Origin of the sequence: Nitrosospira sp. NRS527 (assembly GCF_018406445.1) — a bacterium.
Taxonomy (GTDB): Bacteria; Pseudomonadota; Gammaproteobacteria; order Burkholderiales; family Nitrosomonadaceae; genus Nitrosospira; species Nitrosospira briensis.
Map to the genome: position 1 here is coordinate 1,497,690 of NZ_AP024515.1, position 17,147 is coordinate 1,514,836.

General features: G+C 53.4%; 13 protein-coding genes. 6 read left to right on the forward strand and 7 right to left on the reverse strand.

All coding sequences use genetic code 11. From position 1 onward, the window contains the following. Positions 1–197 precede the first annotated feature (197 nt). On the reverse strand, positions 198–1,241 hold the full coding sequence (locus tag KJS40_RS06670) for an NAD(P)H-quinone oxidoreductase (RefSeq protein ID WP_244859738.1): 1,044 nt from the start codon (positions 1,239–1,241) through the stop codon (positions 198–200). 373 nt (positions 1,242–1,614) lie between these two features. Here KJS40_RS06670 and KJS40_RS06675 point away from each other — a divergent pair, with 373 nt between their 5' ends. Continuing rightward, entirely contained in the window at positions 1,615–2,334 is a 720-nt protein-coding gene (locus KJS40_RS06675; protein WP_213539554.1) for a type 1 glutamine amidotransferase domain-containing protein, read from the forward strand. 360 nt (positions 2,335–2,694) lie between these two features. Next, complete coding sequence (locus KJS40_RS06680; protein WP_025039675.1) at positions 2,695–2,913, forward strand: hypothetical protein; 219 nt, start codon at positions 2,695–2,697, stop codon at positions 2,911–2,913. Positions 2,914–3,066: 153 nt separating this feature from the next. Here the strand turns inward: KJS40_RS06680 and KJS40_RS06685 are convergent, their stop codons facing one another. From KJS40_RS06685 to KJS40_RS06705, 5 genes are all read right to left on the reverse strand, one after another. Next, entirely contained in the window at positions 3,067–6,159 is a 3,093-nt protein-coding gene (locus KJS40_RS06685) for an efflux RND transporter permease subunit (RefSeq protein WP_213539555.1), read from the reverse strand. An 80-nt stretch (positions 6,160–6,239) separates the two neighbouring features. Then, positions 6,240–7,436 carry an efflux RND transporter periplasmic adaptor subunit gene (locus KJS40_RS06690; RefSeq protein ID WP_213539556.1) on the reverse strand — a complete coding sequence of 399 codons (1,197 nt, stop codon included), beginning with the start codon at positions 7,434–7,436 and terminating at the stop codon, positions 6,240–6,242. A 73-nt stretch (positions 7,437–7,509) separates the two neighbouring features. Then, entirely contained in the window at positions 7,510–8,136 is a 627-nt protein-coding gene (locus KJS40_RS06695; RefSeq protein ID WP_213539557.1) for a TetR/AcrR family transcriptional regulator, read from the reverse strand. A 579-nt stretch (positions 8,137–8,715) separates the two neighbouring features. After that, on the reverse strand, positions 8,716–9,441 hold the full coding sequence (locus KJS40_RS06700; RefSeq protein ID WP_090457218.1) for a glycosyltransferase: 726 nt from the start codon (positions 9,439–9,441) through the stop codon (positions 8,716–8,718). A gap of 449 nt (positions 9,442–9,890) precedes the next feature. After that, positions 9,891–10,550: a choice-of-anchor K domain-containing protein gene (locus tag KJS40_RS06705; protein WP_213539558.1), complete on the reverse strand. Its 660-nt coding sequence runs from the start codon at positions 10,548–10,550 to the stop codon at positions 9,891–9,893. A 1,028-nt stretch (positions 10,551–11,578) separates the two neighbouring features. On the opposite strand from KJS40_RS06705, the gene KJS40_RS06715 reads away from it, so the two are divergent. The 3 genes from KJS40_RS06715 (at position 11,579) to KJS40_RS06725 (ending at position 13,707) form a co-directional block, all read left to right on the forward strand. Beyond that, positions 11,579–12,133, forward strand: a complete 555-nt coding sequence (locus tag KJS40_RS06715) for a hypothetical protein (RefSeq protein ID WP_213539559.1) — start codon at positions 11,579–11,581, stop codon at positions 12,131–12,133. 603 nt (positions 12,134–12,736) lie between these two features. Beyond that, positions 12,737–13,228, forward strand: a complete 492-nt coding sequence (locus tag KJS40_RS06720; protein WP_213539560.1) for a hypothetical protein — start codon at positions 12,737–12,739, stop codon at positions 13,226–13,228. 134 nt (positions 13,229–13,362) lie between these two features. Beyond that, positions 13,363–13,707: an NrfJ-related protein gene (locus KJS40_RS06725; protein ID WP_213539561.1), complete on the forward strand. Its 345-nt coding sequence runs from the start codon at positions 13,363–13,365 to the stop codon at positions 13,705–13,707. 50 nt (positions 13,708–13,757) lie between these two features. Here KJS40_RS06725 and uvrB read toward each other — a convergent pair whose 3' ends face one another. Further along, on the reverse strand, positions 13,758–15,842 hold the full coding sequence (gene uvrB / locus KJS40_RS06730) for an excinuclease ABC subunit UvrB (protein ID WP_213539562.1): 2,085 nt from the start codon (positions 15,840–15,842) through the stop codon (positions 13,758–13,760). Positions 15,843–15,939: 97 nt separating this feature from the next. On the opposite strand from uvrB, the gene KJS40_RS06735 reads away from it, so the two are divergent. Then, positions 15,940–17,133 carry a pyridoxal phosphate-dependent aminotransferase gene (locus tag KJS40_RS06735; protein ID WP_213539563.1) on the forward strand — a complete coding sequence of 398 codons (1,194 nt, stop codon included), beginning with the start codon at positions 15,940–15,942 and terminating at the stop codon, positions 17,131–17,133. The last annotated feature ends 14 nt before the right edge of the window (positions 17,134–17,147 follow it).

The window sequence follows — 17,147 nt, forward strand, 5'->3', positions numbered from 1 at the left end:
AGGGGAAGCGCTGACTAGCTTGCGATCGCTTAGTTGAATCGGCTTTATCGCCCCATCAGAAATCGCTGGACCGAATCGATATTCAGTTTTGCGCTTCCCTTTGACTCGTAAAAATGCTTGTAGCAGCCCTCGTGGCGGTAATGCCACCAATTAGCGGGATTAACTCCAAGGCAGCGCAAGAGAGAAGGGCAGTAACTTCAGGCCGATGTTCCAGAGCCATTTGCCTGCATGGCAGCGGTCGTCAAAACGAGTTTTCCAATATGTGTGCCGGATTCCATCAGCGTATGGGCCTCGGCTGCGTCCTCCAGCCTGAAGGTGCGGAAGATCAGGGGCTTCAGCTTTCCCTGATGCAACATCGGCCAGACTTGCTGTTCCAGTTCCTGCGCAATCTGCGCTTTCTCCAAAACGTTGCGGGATCGTAATGTGGAACCGGTATGCGTTAGCCGTTTTTTCAGCATGATCATGAGGTTCAGGTCTTTGGCAGGACCATTCTGGACGCCGATCTGGACAATACGGCCATTCAGCGCAGCCGCCTTATAGTTTCGGGCGACATAGTCACCGGCAATGATATCAACAATGACATCGACTCCTGCGCCAGCCGTGAATTTTTCAGCTTCCGCGACGAAATCATGCGTGCGGTAATTGATGGCCAGATCTGCGCCCAGCGCCAGACAGGCCTGTCGTTTCTCTTCCGAACCCGCCGTGACCAGCACGACGGCGCCGAATGCCTTGGCCAACATCGTCGCGGTGGTGCCGATACCCGATGTCCCGCCATGTATTAACACGGTTTCGCCGGCTTTGAGCTTGCCGCGCTGGAAGAGGTTGGTCCAGACCGTGAAGAAGGTTTCCGGCAAGGCCGCGGCTTCTATCATGCTGAGCCCTTGCGGCACCGGCAGCGCATTACTTTCGTGCACAGTGCAGTATTCGGCGTAACCCCCTCCTGCAATGAGTGCGCATACCTTGTCGCCTATCTCGAAGCACACGGTTCCTTTACCCAACGCAACAATCTCCCCGGCGATTTCGAGCCCTGGAATCTCGGAAGCCCCTGGCGGCGGTGGGTACAGTCCGCGCCGCTGTAGAATGTCCGGACGGTTGACCCCAGCCGCCTCGATTTTGATCAGGATCTCTCCACTCGCGGGTTGAGGAATAGGGTGTAACGCGCACATCAATACCTCCGGGCCTCCTGGATTCCGGATATCGATGGCCAGCATTGTCTGCTTGCTGCCGAGTTTGAAAGTCATGCCTATTCCTGTTATATGTAATACATGCTTGGTGGTGGGTCAGAGCGCCAAGGCGTTATCCGCTCGGCTCTCAAGATAGCTCAGAGATTCAGCTATTGTCGTTCCTGCTTGCGGCAAAGTCCTACAGGCTTGCCAACCCATGATGCGATGGCCTTCCGGCAAGTGAACTTGAAAAACTATACGCTTGAATTCTGACAGTCGCCAATCACGTCCTTGAGACCGTATTGTCTCTTGCTAATCGTCAGGGCGAGCGAAATATGAGCCAGCAGACGCTTTTGCAGCTGATTTCCTTTAAGTCCGGCAGATTGCTAGATCCTGCAGTTGGACGGAGCGGATTCAGGATAATGGCTTTCTAACCAGAAGGAGGTGTGTGATGAAGATTCTCATTGTTATGACATCCCACGATCAGCTTGGCAATACGGGAAAGAAAACAGGCCTCTGGCTGGAAGAGTTCGCCGCACCGTATTATTTACTGAAGGACGCTGGAGCATTGATCAAGCTGGCCTCGCCAAAAGGTGGCCAACCGCCGCTTGATCCAAAAAGCGAATTACCGGAAAACCAAACTCACGCGACAAAGCGTTTCCGGACAGACGGCGCCGCACAGGCTGAGTTGGCGAATACGGAAGAGCTGGTTTATCTTTTGGCAAGCGATTTTGACGCGGTATTTTATCCTGGCGGCCACGGCCCGATGTGGGACATGCCTGATAACGCGGCATCCATTGCGCTGATCGAAGATTTCGTAAAGGCCGGCAAACCCGTTGCAGCAGTGTGTCACGCGCCCGTCGCGCTGGTCAATGTGCGCGGGAAAGACGGCGAATATCTGGTTAAAGGAAAGCGCGTGACCGGGTTTTCAAATGCGGAGGAAGAGGCCGTGGGCTTGACCACGGTCGTGCCTTTCCTGCTGGAAGACCGGCTAAGGGAGTTGGGCGGAAACTACAGCAAGACCGGTAACTGGACGCCCTACGTCCAGGTGGACGGTAACCTGGTGACTGGTCAAAACCCCGCCTCTTCGGGACCCGCGGCGGAAGCGCTGTTGGAATTGCTTCGTCGCTCCACCGGAACCAGTGCATCCACGGGCAAAACCAGTCGTTAAAAACGCTAGTAGCCTGTCGGACTTGAAGAATCGCAGCGAAAAAGTGACTGGGTGAGGGCAGATTTTGAAGATTTTGAAGGTCAATAGTTATTCTATTGGCCGAAAAAGCGGCGAAATATGAACCGCACAGACGTTTTTGCAGCCGATTTCCTTTAAGTCCGACAGGCTGTTAGACCGGGAATATACGCGTTTGGGCCATTCGTGATGATGAAGAGCCCAAGCAGTCCAGTTATCCTGAGATGAAGCAAATCCCCTGAGGCAAGGATTCGGATTCAAAGGGGGCAGGGCGGAGTGTTCGACAATTTGTGGCGGGAACCAGCGACCCGGCACAGCAGCAGTGACATCGATGGAGCAATCAGCGTGGACAACAGCGAATGGTATTATCAAGTGGGGTACGTGGAGGTTTTGTACGCAGCAATGGTGGTGGGCATTATTATTGCCTTATATCTTTTTCGCCGTCTTGATCGCGTGTCTGCCTTAACAGCTAATCTGATGGGGGAGAGCGGCCGTCTGCTCGGCTTGCTTACGCTGGCCGTGATGCTTTTTGTGATTAACAGAGTGCTGGGAGATCTATGGTAATCCGGCCTATCCGTGACAGCCTGCATTTGAAATAACGTCCGATCCCATTCAGCGTGTTCGGGCAACCCGAGGTCCAAGCCGCGCATACATCATGCGCAGCACTTCAAACGCTTGCACCTGTTCAACCGCGTTTCCCGACAGGTTGCAGCCTGCTTAATTTCCACCCCATTTGCGCGTTGCCCAATTAGACAGGTCGTCCAGGTAGGAGTAGATCACCGGCACCACCAGCAGGGTCAGCAGCGTGGAGGTGACAAGGCCCCCGATGACGGCGTGGGCCATGGGCGAGCGTTGTTCGCCGCCTTCACCCAGGCCAAGGGCGAGCGGCAGCATGCCGAAGATCATTGCCATGGTGGTCATGAGGATGGGGCGAAGGCGCACGTTGCCGGATTCGATAATTGCCTCGTGGCGATCCTTGCCCGCCTTGACGGCCTGATTGATGAAATCGACCAGCAGAATGGCGTTCTTGGTAACCAGACCCATCAGCATGATGAAGCCGATGATGGAAAAAATATTGAGCGTACTGCCCGTGATCAGCAGCGCGAGAAATACGCCGATCAGCGAGAGCGGTAGCGAGACCATGATCGCCACGGGTTGAAGGAAGCTGCCGAACTGCGAAGCCAGGATCAGGTAAATGAAGATAACCGCCAAAGCGAGCGCGATAGCGGCGTAGCCCATGGTCTCCTGCAGATCCTTGTTCGCCCCGCCGATCACGAACCGATATCCCGGCGGCACCTCGATATCCTTTAGCGCAATACCGAGTTCCCGGCCCAGATCGCCCGGCGGCCGACCGGAGGGATTGGCGCCGATCAGGACTTCGCGATGCAAATCTTTGCGGTTGATCTGGGAGACGCCGAGCGTCGGCACGAACTCGGCAATCTGCCGCAGGGACACCATGCGCGGGCTGCCGTCGGCATCGACAAGCGTGCTGGTCAGATAGAGCCTGTCCAGGTTGGCTGCCCGTGCGCGCTCCTCGCGCGGCAGGCGCACCGTTACATCGTAGTTCTCCCCGTCCGGCGCTTTCCAGGCGCCGGCGATTTCACCGGCGACGAGCGGGCGCAGGGCATTGGCAATCTGTTCAACCCCGAGCCCCAGATCGCTGGCCAGTTCGCGATTGATGTCCACTGCCAGCGTCGGTTTCGCTGCCTCCAGACTGGAATCGATATCGACGAGACCGGGAATCCTGTGCATGGTCGCCATTACTGCTTGCGACAGCTTCTCCAGTTGCGCAATGTCGGCCCCTTGTATGCTTACCTGGATCGGCTTGCCGCCACCCAGACCACCCGGCGCGCCGACGCTGATCTCGATGCCGGCGATACGGTTCAGGCGCTCGCGGATCGGGTCCTGCAACTGCTTCTGGCTGCGGCTTCGCTGCTTATGATCGGTGAGATGCACATAAATGGTTGCTGAATTCTTTCCCACGGCACCGCCGCTGTTTACGGTAGCGTAGGAATATTCAACTTCCGGAAATTCGGCCAGTGCCGCCTGCGCCTGTTGCACCTTGGCTCGCGTGTATTCGATGGACGAACCGACGCGCGTCTTGATAGTGACCTGGGCTTCGCCGAGATCGGCTTGGGGCGCGAACTCGGAGCCGATCAGCGGCACCAGCGCGAAGCTGCCGAAGAAGGTGACGAAGGCCAGCGCCAAGATCCATAAGCGATGCCTCATCGCCCAGTGCAACAAAGTGCCGTACACGGCATGAATACCATCGAGCAGTGCGTCACGGCCGGCTTGCAACCGGCCCAGTACGGGTCGGGGCTTGCCTTCCTGGGTCGCCGGGTCGGGCCAGACGCTGGACAGCATCGGGTCGAGGGTGAAACTGACGAAAAGAGAGAGCAGCACCGCTGCGGAAACCGTGACGCCGAACTGGAAAAAGAAACGCCCTATAATGCCACCCATGAAAGCCACCGGCAGGAATACCGCGACAATGGTGAAGGTGGTGGCGAGCACCGCGAGACCGATTTCCTGCGTGCCTTCGAGTGCTGCCTGGCGATGATTCTTGCCCATCATGAGGTGGCGCACGATGTTTTCGCGCACTACGATGGCGTCGTCGATCAGCAATCCCACGCTGAGCGAGAGCGCCATCAAGGTCATGGTGTTAAGCGTGTAGCCGAATGCATACATGGCAAGAAACGTTCCAACCAGTGCGATCGGCAGGGTCAGGCCGGTGATCACTGTGCTGCGCCAGGAATTGAAGAATAAGAACACGATTGCGATGGTGAGCGCCGCCCCCTCGATCAGTGTCGCCTTGACATCCGCCACTGAATTGCGGATGCCGGTGGAACTGTCGCGCACAACACTGAGTTTTACATCGGGCGGCAGTATGCTGCGCAGTTCGGCCGCTGCCGCGCGCACGCCGTCGGCTACCACGATGGTATTGGATCCCCGTACTTTGACGATATCGATGCTCAGAGCGGGTTTGCCATCCACCAGGGCTACCGTGGTCATTTCCTGACGGCCGTCTTCGATGCTTGCCACCTGATCGAGGCGCACCGGCGCGCCGCCGCGCTGCGCCACGATCAGGCTGCCGAACTGGTGAGGTTCGGCGATGCGCCCGCGCACCTGGACCATGGTGTCCTCTCGGCCAGTAGAAATGCTGCCAGCGGGGAGTTCCTGGTTTTCTCGTTTTATGGTCTCGAGGATCTTGTCTACGCCGACGCCGAGTGCGCGCATCTGGTCGGGCTTGAGGTAGATCTTTACCTCGCGCATGATTCCGCCAACGAGCGTTGCCTGGCCCACGCCGCGAACGGTTTCCAGTCGCTTGCGGATGATGTGGTCGGCCAAAGTGGTGAGCTCGCGCAAGTTACGCGTACTGGAATCCAGCGCCAGGGAGATAATGGGCGTGTCGTCCGGGTTGAAACGGCTGATCTTGGGTTCCTTGACTTCACGCCGGAAGCCGGGGCGCACCAGGGCTATCTTGTCGCGCACGTCTTGTGCGGCCACTGCCGGGTCCGTGGTCAGGTCGAACTCCGCCATTACGCGCGAGCTGCCTTCGAAAGAGCGCGAACTGACGGTCTTGATGCCGCTGACCGTATTCACGGCTTCCTCGATCTTGCGCGTGACATCCGACTCCACCGTCTCGGGGGATGCGCCCGGATATTCCGTTTGCACGACAACGATTGGAAAACTGACATCCGGAAACTGGTCGACATTGAGGCGTTGGTAAGAAAACAGCCCGAGCACCAGCAGCGCCGCCATCATCATGGTGGCGAAAACAGGGTTATTGATACTGATGCGAGTGATCCACATGGCTATGCGCTGAAGGGTGCGTTATGGGTTTTATGAATGCTCAAGCAGCGATGGTTTTTTCGAAATTCGGGCTGCGGACGTCATTCGTCGGGGACATTCATAACGCGTACCGGTTGCCCCGTATGCAGGTTCACCAGGTTGCCTACCACCACCCTGGCGCCGGAAGAAAGGCCTGACCTGATTTCAATGGTGTCGGTCGCCGCATCTCGCATGCCGGTTTCCACGCGCTGTTCGGTCAGTGCGCCCGCCTCAATGCAAAAAACGGAGGCGTGGCCGCCTTGCTCGCGCACCGCGGCCTGTGGCACGACAATGGCGGAAACGATGCTCGACACACCCAACGTGCCTTGGGCGAACATTCCTCCCTTCAGTTGGCCGTCCGTGTTGTCGATCAGCAGGTGCACCATGATCGAGCGCGACCCTTGTTCGGTCGAAGGATTGATCCGGTCCACCTTTCCAATAAAAACGCGTTCGCCGAATCCCTCGATCAGTAATCGGGCCTCCTGTCCCACTTGTACCGAGGGAATGTCGCGAGCCGGGACCAGGGCTTCGATACTCATCAGGGAAAGATCGTGTACGGTGAAGAGTTTCGTGTGGACTGCGACCGCAAGACCCGGTTGCGCCACGCGTTCGGCGATTACGCCGGCAATCGGCGAGCGGATGACGGCATGAGCAAGCGCTTTGCGTGCCTGTTCAACCTGGGCCTGAAGCGAAACCAGCGTCGCTTCACCGATATGAAAACTGCTTTGTAAATTGTCGAAGGCGGTTTGAGAAATGAAATTACGCTCCAGCAGTAACTTATTAGCGTGGAGGTTCTTTCTGGCAAGCGCCAGCTGCGCTTTGCCCACGTCCAGCGCGCCGAGCTTGTCGCGCAGCTTGGCTTCGAGGTCTGTAGTGTCGAGCCGGGCGAGAACCTGTCCTTTTTCCACCGGCTCGCCCTCGCGAACCAGCACTTCCTGGATTTCGGCGGCCTGCTGCGATCTGATCTCCGTTTGATTCAGCGGCTGAATCGTGCCCGTGAGAGGAATAGTTCGCTGCAGTGCCTGTACCGTTGCCTCCGCGACGTCCCGCGGCAGCAATTCCAGCGCCGCAGCCGCTTTGGGGGCGGGAGCGGCGGAATTAGTCCCCACATAGCCGAAGATATGCAGTGCACCCGCGATGCACAGCAGCAGGATCAGCACGACGGCTACGATACGCGCAGCGCGACGCGCGCTGGATACTTTTTGCCGGGTGTCGCCCGGGAGAGGCCGTTCGCTGCCGGTATGGTCAATATCCATCATGGGAATCTGTGGTATGTCCGTTGGTCGTATTTGGACTATTGGTCATATAGATAAGAATGAAGCACTCTTCCGTCTACAGGCGCCGGTCCTGGTAGATCAGGCCCGTCAATATGAAGTTGGTAATTTCGTCGCAATACCTCGCCTTGTCGTGCTCGTTCAGATAGCCACTCCAGATCAGTTGAACCGCTCCCCAGAAAGCCGATTGCGCTCCGAACATCAGCATGTCCAGAGGCTTACGTGGAAACAGGCCTTCCTCGACGCCTTGCATGATAGCGGCATTAATCGCCTTGTTTGTCGCTGCCTCGACCGCCTTGAGTTCCTCGCTGATCCGCGCGGGCAGGTTTCGCCTGAACTCAGCACGCCCGCAGTAGAGCACTACACGGTGAAGTTCCTTGCTTGAAAGATGGGCCTCCCACGCAACCCGGGTCATTTCGCGAAAGCGCGCAATCACGGGCAATATATTCGTTTTCTGGATTTGCGCCAGCAACTTGCGATTGAATTCCAGTGCAAGCCGCGCATAAATTTCATCCTTACTCTCGAAGTGTTTGTAGATCGTGCCCTTGCCAACCTCGGCTTTTCGGGAGATTTCTTCAACCGTTACCAATTCCCAGTCGGCACGGCCGAAGAGGGCCAGCGCCGCGGTGAGGATTTCACTTTCCCGGCGATTGAATTCCCGTGCTTTTCGTTCCTGGATGCTCACGGTGTCGAAACTCCTATAAGTGACCGCTGGTCATTATACGACTGCTCGCCTGAATATCTCATAAATTGTGATTTCACCAAATTTGGTTTTTGGGTTGGAAGGGGGTTGTGTGGTGATTCTTACCCAGGACGTTATTTGTCCCAGCGTTACCTAAAACCGGCTTTTTGATTACCGCCAACAAGAAGAACAATGTGCTAGCAGCTTATCGTGCTTGAAGAATCGTAGCGAAAAAAGTGAATAGGTGAGGGCAGATTAAGGATAGATTTTGAGGATTTTGAAGGCCAGCAGTTATTCTATTGACTGAAAAAGCGGCGAGGTATAAACCGGCCAGACGCTTTTGCAGTCGATTTCCTTTAAGTCCGACAGACTGCTAGAGGGGGAGAACAGGCAGCGAAACGAATAATGGGGGGACAACATCAGCAGATCGATCGGGCGCAGGCCGGGCAGGCGAGTGGTCGATTTCTTCCTGGAGATCGCGGTGTGGGGCGCCAATCTTGTCAGTTGCAGTTGATCTTAGCTCAAAGTCGCGCTGGATGTGTCACGTTATTTCAACTGCAGGTTGCGAAGAACGATTGTTTTTTAACGCCGCCCGTCATACCAGACCGGTAACTGCTTTTTGTCTTGCAACGACCGGCGCGGGTGTAGCATAACGCGCAGGATCTGGCCGGTAATCTCTCCCGCGGAGTAAAGCTGCACCTTGCGCGGTGACGACTCCAGGGGATGTTTGGTCAAGATGACGAATTGAAGCCCGCGCTGTTGTCCCCATTTTCTGAGTTTCTGACTCAAGCCTATCTCGTCGGCAGCGTAAAGTTCCTGGTCGAAGCCGCCGACGTCGCGAAACGCATCGCTGCGGGATACGACCAGCGCCCCGGCCGCCCAGCCAAATAGAACCGATGTACCTGTCCAGAGCTTCAAAGTCGCGCTCGCCCACCACGGCAATCCCGGCATTTGTATCGTGCTGCCACAGCCCACGCTCTTGCCTTCTTCGATAAGCCGCAGGATATCGGCCAGCAGCCCAGTATTTAGATAACTATCCGCATCCACAAACAACAACCAGTCGCCTGTTGCCTCAGCCGCGCCGGTATTGCGTGCCCGGCCGATCTGATTGACCGGCTCAAACACAACCCGGGCGCCTGCCTGTCTTGCCAGATTGGCCGTGTTGTCAGTGGAGTTGTTGTCCACCACAATAATCTCCGATGTGAAACCGGGTTTGTAATTTGCGGCGAGTGATGTAGAAATGGATTGCAAACATTCTTCAATCAGACGCTCTTCATTAAAAGCCGGAATGATAATTGAGAGGTGCATGGAAGGATTATGATTTGTCCAGTTGGAACGCCCATTATCCCGCAAAATATCGCTCCATACGAAAAAGACACGGAAGATATTTGCGCAAAGAATGGAATGGGAGAGCTCGGGCGAGTTTGCCCATGAACCGGATTTTTCGGATTTTCCAGATTATTTAAGCGTATCTTTGGCTCAACAAGACCTGCTTTAAACGCTAATTATTGGGCACGGCGAGCTCGAGCGAGAAAATCAAAAACTTATGAATCTTCATCATCCTGAGATGAACAATTCGTTCGGAGGTCATCTGAGCGAATTCGGAGTTTTACAATGGCTGGGGTAGCACGAGGTTGTGCCACTAGTCGCCATTTGAATGAGTCGGTGTCGTTAAGTTGGCATAGGGCAGGCTTTCCGGGCTCGGTCAACTGAAAGAGTGGTTTCTTGTACTCGTTCCAGTGCCTTTTTATAGCAGGCTACCATCTTAATTCTCTGCCGGGGTCCATTATAGGTACGATGCTGACAGAACCTCCAGTAGTTGGATTTGTCAGACCGACTAATTGGAGCTGATCTTCGGTTGGGGTCAATTTGACCATAAGATCAACTGAGGCTGTTGCCCCTTCCAGGACATGAAAGGTGTACGGAAAAGTATTACCCACGAAGCTCACGATATCAGCATTGGCTTCAGGGGTGCCGATGTTTGGATTGCTGATATTTAGCGTATTGTTGATGCTCAGACTTGTGTGATAGGTAAAATTTCTGCTTGTGTCGTCAAAGTTGAGCGGGATATCTAACCCGATTCCGGTAACGTCTGTTCCTGAAATCGTTGCGCCGTTATGATAGGTTAATGTTCCTAATTTGAAAGTCTCTCCTGCCGAAGGAGAAAAACTATCTCCAACAAAGGTCAGGTTACCTTGTGAACCAAGAAGATCAGACGTAGGCTCACCCCAATTAAAAGAATTCATTTCTACCCCGCTACAAGTTGCAGGAGGGCATGACGGTGTCGGGTCGAGAAAAATTCCGACCGAGGTTCCGGCATCGGTCGCGTGTCCGTAAGCTGGCGCAAGCGCTACCACTATAATGAGACTTAACCACATTGATTTGCAACGATGTGACTTATCAAGTTTGAGGTTCATTATTCCTCCCCGTTTTTTTGACTCTAAACCATGGACCTATAGGTATACGACATGGAATTTTGGAGAAAAATACTCTGTTGTGAGTTGAACCCAGATATTCATTAGGCGACTCTACGAGCCTATGCGAGTGCTGGCGGTCAGTTTTCGGCCATTTTCGCCGCCATTTTTGCTACCTGCGCGGCGTCCATAGATCAAGCTATGGACTTCTCTCAACCGAAAAGCTGTCTCGCAACCTGCCTCATCATCATCTTGCGTCCTAATGGATTATCTGGGTTGAAATGACTTACATTGTTTATAGCTAAAAAAACGGGAAAGACAAGAAATCTTTCCGCGACACGAACCAGCCGATCAGGCCGTTCATTTACCAGGAGCGGAAGGCACCTGAATGTGTCTCACAAACCAGCATCAGCGCGGATGGGGTTTTCAGCCGCAAGAAGTTCAAGTTCGTGCCGGAAGCATAAGAGGATTAGTTAATTTAACATAATATACATTATGCGCAAATTAAATAAAATTATCTTCGCGGGTGTGGTCTGTATATAAATTATTCACTTATGTGCGGTTGGGAACAGAGGGATTAAAGCCGATTGAGCAAACTATCATCAGACGTCTACTTTTTTCTCCCTCTTGTAGTAGGCGTCTCTGGCCCGGCAAGGCCAACTACTCCTTGCCGGGCCTTTTTCTGGGCAACGCTTCAGCATGAGGGTTTTCATTCTTGAATATTCAGACTTGCAATGTAAAAGTTGGCTGGATCGACAAGCATTTAGCGCGATTCTAAGCAAGGAATAACTGCGACCTAGAGCTGTTCCCAATCGTTGAACAACGATCTGAGTATTTTAAGTGGAATCTCATATGCGAAAACATGCTCCGGATCGGTTGGTCTGGCTGACGAGGCCGTCAACCGGTAAGTGAGGTGGTTTTCCTGTTCTATTCCTCAATTTGATTTTGGCTCTGAATTGGTAGCCTCCATGAACCAGGCGGTTGGACAACCATTAAAGATGGGCATCCAGACTGGGCTGTAAGTTCCACGCTTGGAATTAACTAAAAAGGAAAATAAGGTGGCTACCGCTCATGAAAATTTTGTATTTTTTGATATAAACGGCATGAAAGCTTTTAGTTTTACAGAAACAAGCCACTCGATAACATCGGGGCAGCCATATTACGGCGTTACATCCGGCATAAAAAAGGAGGATGGCCATGATCAAGCCTACATCATGGTTAATGCTGGGAGAAAGAAAACGACTGCCGTTGCAAACTGGTTTAAATCAGCAACCGGTAATGGCCAGACTGTAGTATGCGATAGCGCTGGAACTTACCCCAATGAACTGAACTTTGCCGTGCAAGGCACCATGAAGATCACGAATCAATCCAACCAGGTAATAGTTGTTGAGAATTTTATTGTTGCCCAGGGACATTTTGTTTTGACCAATAACTGGTGGATCTCAAGCCCCACTATGCAGGGTATTCATGTATCCATCTCAGGGGCGGCCACGCAAGTGTGCTCCATGGAAGATAGTGTTATACCGGTAATAGTGACTTTTAGTCCAAAGACGCCCTGCGTCAATCATTTCAGCATCGGCATATAGAAACCAAGACGACTTTTCGGAGTGCAGGTCAATTCCGTGATCCTGAATTTTCGCATATATGTTCTCTTTCCTCTTGCCGCTACAGATCCGGATAAGAGTCTGTAGCGGCAAGTTTTAAGATTATTCCTGTGGTGCCTGCACATCGAGATTACCCGCGGTAACCAGTGCAAGCCAGATAATTTTGCATTCGCCAACTCGACCAGTTCACCCTTTTTGATCTTCGTTAGCGTCTGCGCTACTTGAGGATAAACCACCTCTCCCACCACCTCAAGAATCCGGTCTTTGGACATGCGCGAAAGTAGTTCTCCGGCGTGGTTCCCACCAGCCAGCCGTGCCCAGATTTGACGCATTCACGAATGCCGACACGTCTTTCGATGGCGCGTTCTCATGGCTTGAAACGGTATTGACCGAAAACCGCCACACATAAAGCCAATAAGTCCATTCGTGCGATTTGGATCCGACTTGAAACCGTTCGGCTGTCTTTATTCTTTCACTTTTCAACTTGTTGAAAACGGCTTATGATTGAACGAGTAAATAAGCGTTACAAATTTTTTAGGGCGCCGTCTTATAATTCTCAAACTCCATTCATTGAAAGGAGAAAACATGAAACTTATAGTTCTGGCTATTTTTACCGCGATCATTTCAACCGTCGCATTAGCGGCGGATACGCCTCCGATATTTGAAAAGCCGGACCCCCAAAGCAAGTTCAAGGACGCACAGCTTCACGTGAAAGAACTGATGAAAGCAGGTCAGTACAAAGAAGCGTCTGAATATATGGCTGTCTATCAAAGATTGAGCTGTGAAGCGGCGGAGCAGAAAGCAGGAACCAGCATAGAGGAAGGAACTGCAATTTGCGCGCGTAAATACCATCAGGCGGGTGTCAACGCCATCAGTGCCCAGTCTGCGACAGACTCGCTGTCTTCAAGTACGCTTGCCCCTGGCATCATGGTGATGCCTCGTACCCTGCCTGGTTCGCCGACGGCGCTGGATGGTGGTTCCACACCCTCCCTTTTTGTCTTTGATCCTCGATCTACCCCTGGGCAAGCGGGTCCTCCGCCTGATCGCAAGGTTGATCCCTGGACTGGAAGCCCTTGATTTTCTTTCTTCTCAGCAAAAAATAAGCATCTGAAGCAGTACGCTCCCCAAGCGAGACAATTTTTTCGGTTGGAACCTCAGGAATTGAGGTGTATGATTTCGTCCTGCCAATATTATCGATTCTGGAGACAATTTTGAGAATATCCCACCTAACGGTAGCTTTTTCCATCGGACTCATGCTGCTGAGCCCGTTACATGTGCTGGCGGAAACAGCAGGTACCAGTACTGCGAGCGCGGCCGCGGGAATGCCGAGCAATGAAGGCAAAGTGCTTTCTACGCTGGATGCGCCAGGTTATACCTATATGGAGTTGGCCAATACTGAAAAACGTTTCTGGATCGCCGCTCCGACTACTCGAGTAAAGGTAGGTGATCGTGTTCGTTTTGAACAGAGCCTGGTTATGAAGAATTTCAATAGCAAAACGCTCAACCGAACGTTTGATCAAGTTATTTTCGTCAATTCAGCCACAATAGTGAATTAGCTTGAAACAACATTAATATTGAGAGGTAAGCGACTGATTTTCAGCGCATGTTATGCGCCCTTCCGTATTTTTTGATGTTTAATTATTTTTTCCGGATCTTTCCCGGATTCTGGTTCAATAAACCCCACGAAGAGCTTGTTTTTTAGCTTTTTTAGCTCATCCCGATATTCTGCCGCTTTTTCGAATTCCAGGTTCTTTGCGGCATCGTGCATCTGCTTCTCGAACGCCTTGATTTCCCTGGCCAGTTGCGCTTCGCTCATCGAGTCGTAGCGCGCTTGCACTTGCGCTGCCTTGAGATGCTGCTGGGCGGTTTCAATGTTGTAAACCCCATCAATCAAATCCTTCACACGCTTGTGTACGCTCCGCGGTGTAATGCCGTGTTCCTGGTTAAACAACGTTTGTTTATTGCGGCGGCGCTCGGTTTCGTCCATCGCCAGGCGCATGGAATTGGTGATCCGGTCGGCATATAAAATCGCGGTGCCATTAATGTGACGTGCGGCACGGCCGATGGTCTGTATCAGGGAACGTTCGGAACGCAGGAATCCTTCCTTGTCGGCGTCCAGTATGGCTACCAGCGATACTTCGGGTATATCCAGACCCTCTCGTAGCAAGTTGATCCCCACCAGCACGTCGAATTTACCAAGCCGCAGGTCGCGAATGATCTCCACCCGTTCCACTGTATCGATGTCCGAGTGAAGGTAGCGTACTTTGATACCGTGATCGGAAAAATAATCTGTCAAATCCTCGGACATGCGTTTGGTCAGTGTCGTTACCAAGACCCGTTCGCCTTTGGCCGTGCGCAGGCTGACTTCCGACATGAGATTATCGACCTGGGTTGTAGCGGGACGAACCTCGATCTGCGGATCCACCAGGCCGGTGGGCCGTACCACCTGCTCCACGACTTGCCCGCTGTGCACCCGTTCAAACTCCGCGGGGGTCGCGGAAACAAACACCGTTTGAGGCATCATCTTCCTGAATTCGTCAAACCGCAGTGGGCGGTTGTCCAGCGCAGAAGGCAGGCGGAAGCCGTATTCCACCAGATTTTCCTTACGTGAACGGTCTCCCTTGTACATGCCTCCTATCTGAGGGACTGTGACGTGGCTCTCGTCGATTACCATCAATGTATTGGGCGGCAGGTAGTCCAGCAACGTAGGCGGAGGTTCACCCTCTTTTTTTCCGGACAAATGCCGCGAATAGTTCTCAATGCCTTTGCAGAAACCCAATTCGTTAAGCATCTCCAGGTCGAAACGAGTGCGCTGTTCGATACGCTGGAGCTCCACCAATTTGTTGTGCAGGTGAAAATAATCTATGCGTTCCCGCAATTCGGCCTTGATCGTTTCGATCGCGCGTAATGTGGTACTTCGTGGCGTTACATAATGGCTGGACGGATAAACCGTATAACGAGACACTTTTTTCAACGTATGCCCGGTGAGCGGATCAAACAGCGTCATACTTTCCACTTCGTCATCGAATAGCGATACGCGCACTGCGGTTTCCGAACTTTCAGCGGGAAATATGTCGAGTACGTCTCCCCTCACCCTGAAGGTTCCACGCGCGAACTCAAAGTCGTTGCGTTCGTACTGCATTTCGATCAAACGCTGTATGGCCTGGCGCTGGGTAATTTTTTCGTGTTCGCGCAAATGCAGGATCATGCCGTGGTAATCCACCGGATCGCCGATACCATATATACATGAAACCGAGGCGATGATTATGGTGTCGTTTCGCTCAAGCAGCGCCTTGGTCGCGGACAAACGCATTTGCTCGATGTGCTCATTGATCGCGGAATCCTTTTCGATAAACAGATCACGCGAAGGAACATAGGCCTCCGGCTGATAATAGTCGTAATAGGATACGAAGTACTCAACGGCGTTTTCCGGAAAGAATTCGCGCATTTCCGCATAAAGCTGAGCTGCGAGTGTTTTATTGGGTGCCATGATAATCGCGGGACGCCCCAGCAGAGCGATTACATGGGCCATGGTGAAGGTCTTGCCGGAACCCGTTACACCTAGCAATGTCTGGAACGCGAGGCCGTCCTCGATCCCTTCCACCAGCTTGTCGATCGCTTCAGGCTGATCGCCGGCAGGCTTGAACAACTGATGCAGTTTGTAAGGACTATTGGGGAAGGTCTGGATCACAGGTATAATCGCGGGCTCAGTTATTTCGGATCATTCTCCGGCTATCCAACTAATTTTACCATGCGGGCGCAGCCGGCATCAGCGTAAGGACATTATCGTGGAACTTTCAAAGCGCGTTCAGGCCATCAAGCCCTCCCCTACCTTGGCGGTCACCGCCCGGGCTGCACGGCTCAAGGCAGAGGGCAAGGACATCATCGGGCTGGGTGCCGGCGAGCCGGATTTCGATACCCCGCAGCATATCAAGGATGCCGCCATAGCCGCCATCAACAGGGGTTTTACAAAGTATACGGCAGTAGGCGGCACTCCCGGCCTCAAGAATGCGATCGTTGCCAAATTCAAGCGCGACAACGGTTTTGACTATACTGCCCGCCAGATCCTGGTTTCGTGCGGCGGAAAGCAGAGCTTTTTCAATCTGGTGCTTTCCGTCATCAACCCCGGCGATGAAGTCATCATACCCGCGCCCTACTGGGTGTCCTATCCCGACATTATTCTTATCGCAGAAGGCAAACCGGTAATCGTCGAAGCCGGCATCGAGCAGGATTTCAAGATAACCGCGGCGCAACTGGAAAAAGCCATCACGCCCAGAACCCGGATGTTCGTCATCAACAGCCCCAGCAACCCTTCGGGCGGGGTTTATACGCTGGATGAGCTCAAAGCCCTGGGCGAAGTTCTGCTCAGGCATCCCGATATTCTTGTGGCCACCGACGATATGTACGAACATATTCTGCTTTCCGGCGGAAAATTCGTAAATATACTCAACGCATGCCCCGAGCTATATCCGCGCGCCATCGTGCTCAATGGCGTATCCAAGGCCTACGCCATGACGGGCTGGCGCATCGGCTACTGCGCGGGAGCGGCACATATCATTACCGCCATGGAGAACATTCAGTCGCAGAGTACGTCCAACCCCACTTCCATTTCGCAGGTCGCTGCGGAAACAGCCCTTAACGGTGATCAAGCCTGCATTCAACCCATGGTGGCCGCGTTCAGGGAACGTAACCGGTTCGTCACCGACGCGCTCAACGCCATTCCCGGTATCAAGTGCCTTTTGTCCGAGGGCGCATTCTACGCTTTCGCCGATGTCCGGAAGGCGATAAGTGAATTGCATGCCAAAGGCGATATCAAGGATGGCAGCGATATCGCCTTCAGCGAATATCTTCTGGAACACGGTGGCGTGGCGGTGGTGCCGGGTTCAGCGTTTGGAAGCGAAGGATATATTCGTCTTTCCTTCGCCACTACCATGGCCAACCTGGAAAACGCACTCGGACGCATCGCGAAAGTGCTCGCCTGAAAAAACGCGGGTGA

What these genes read in the sequence shown, in the direction of transcription:
- KJS40_RS06670 (WP_244859738.1), bottom strand. Translation starts at nt 1,241, where the DNA reads ATGACTTTCAAACTCGGCAGCAAGCAGACAATGCTGGCCATCGATATC.
- KJS40_RS06675 (WP_213539554.1), top strand. Translation starts at nt 1,615, where the DNA reads ATGAAGATTCTCATTGTTATGACATCCCACGATCAGCTTGGCAATACG.
- KJS40_RS06685 (WP_213539555.1), bottom strand. Translation starts at nt 6,159, where the DNA reads ATGTGGATCACTCGCATCAGTATCAATAACCCTGTTTTCGCCACCATG.
- KJS40_RS06690 (WP_213539556.1), bottom strand. Translation starts at nt 7,436, where the DNA reads ATGATGGATATTGACCATACCGGCAGCGAACGGCCTCTCCCGGGCGAC.
- KJS40_RS06700 (WP_090457218.1), bottom strand. Translation starts at nt 9,441, where the DNA reads ATGCACCTCTCAATTATCATTCCGGCTTTTAATGAAGAGCGTCTGATT.
- KJS40_RS06705 (WP_213539558.1), bottom strand. Translation starts at nt 10,550, where the DNA reads ATGAACCTCAAACTTGATAAGTCACATCGTTGCAAATCAATGTGGTTA.
- KJS40_RS06720 (WP_213539560.1), top strand. Translation starts at nt 12,737, where the DNA reads ATGAAACTTATAGTTCTGGCTATTTTTACCGCGATCATTTCAACCGTC.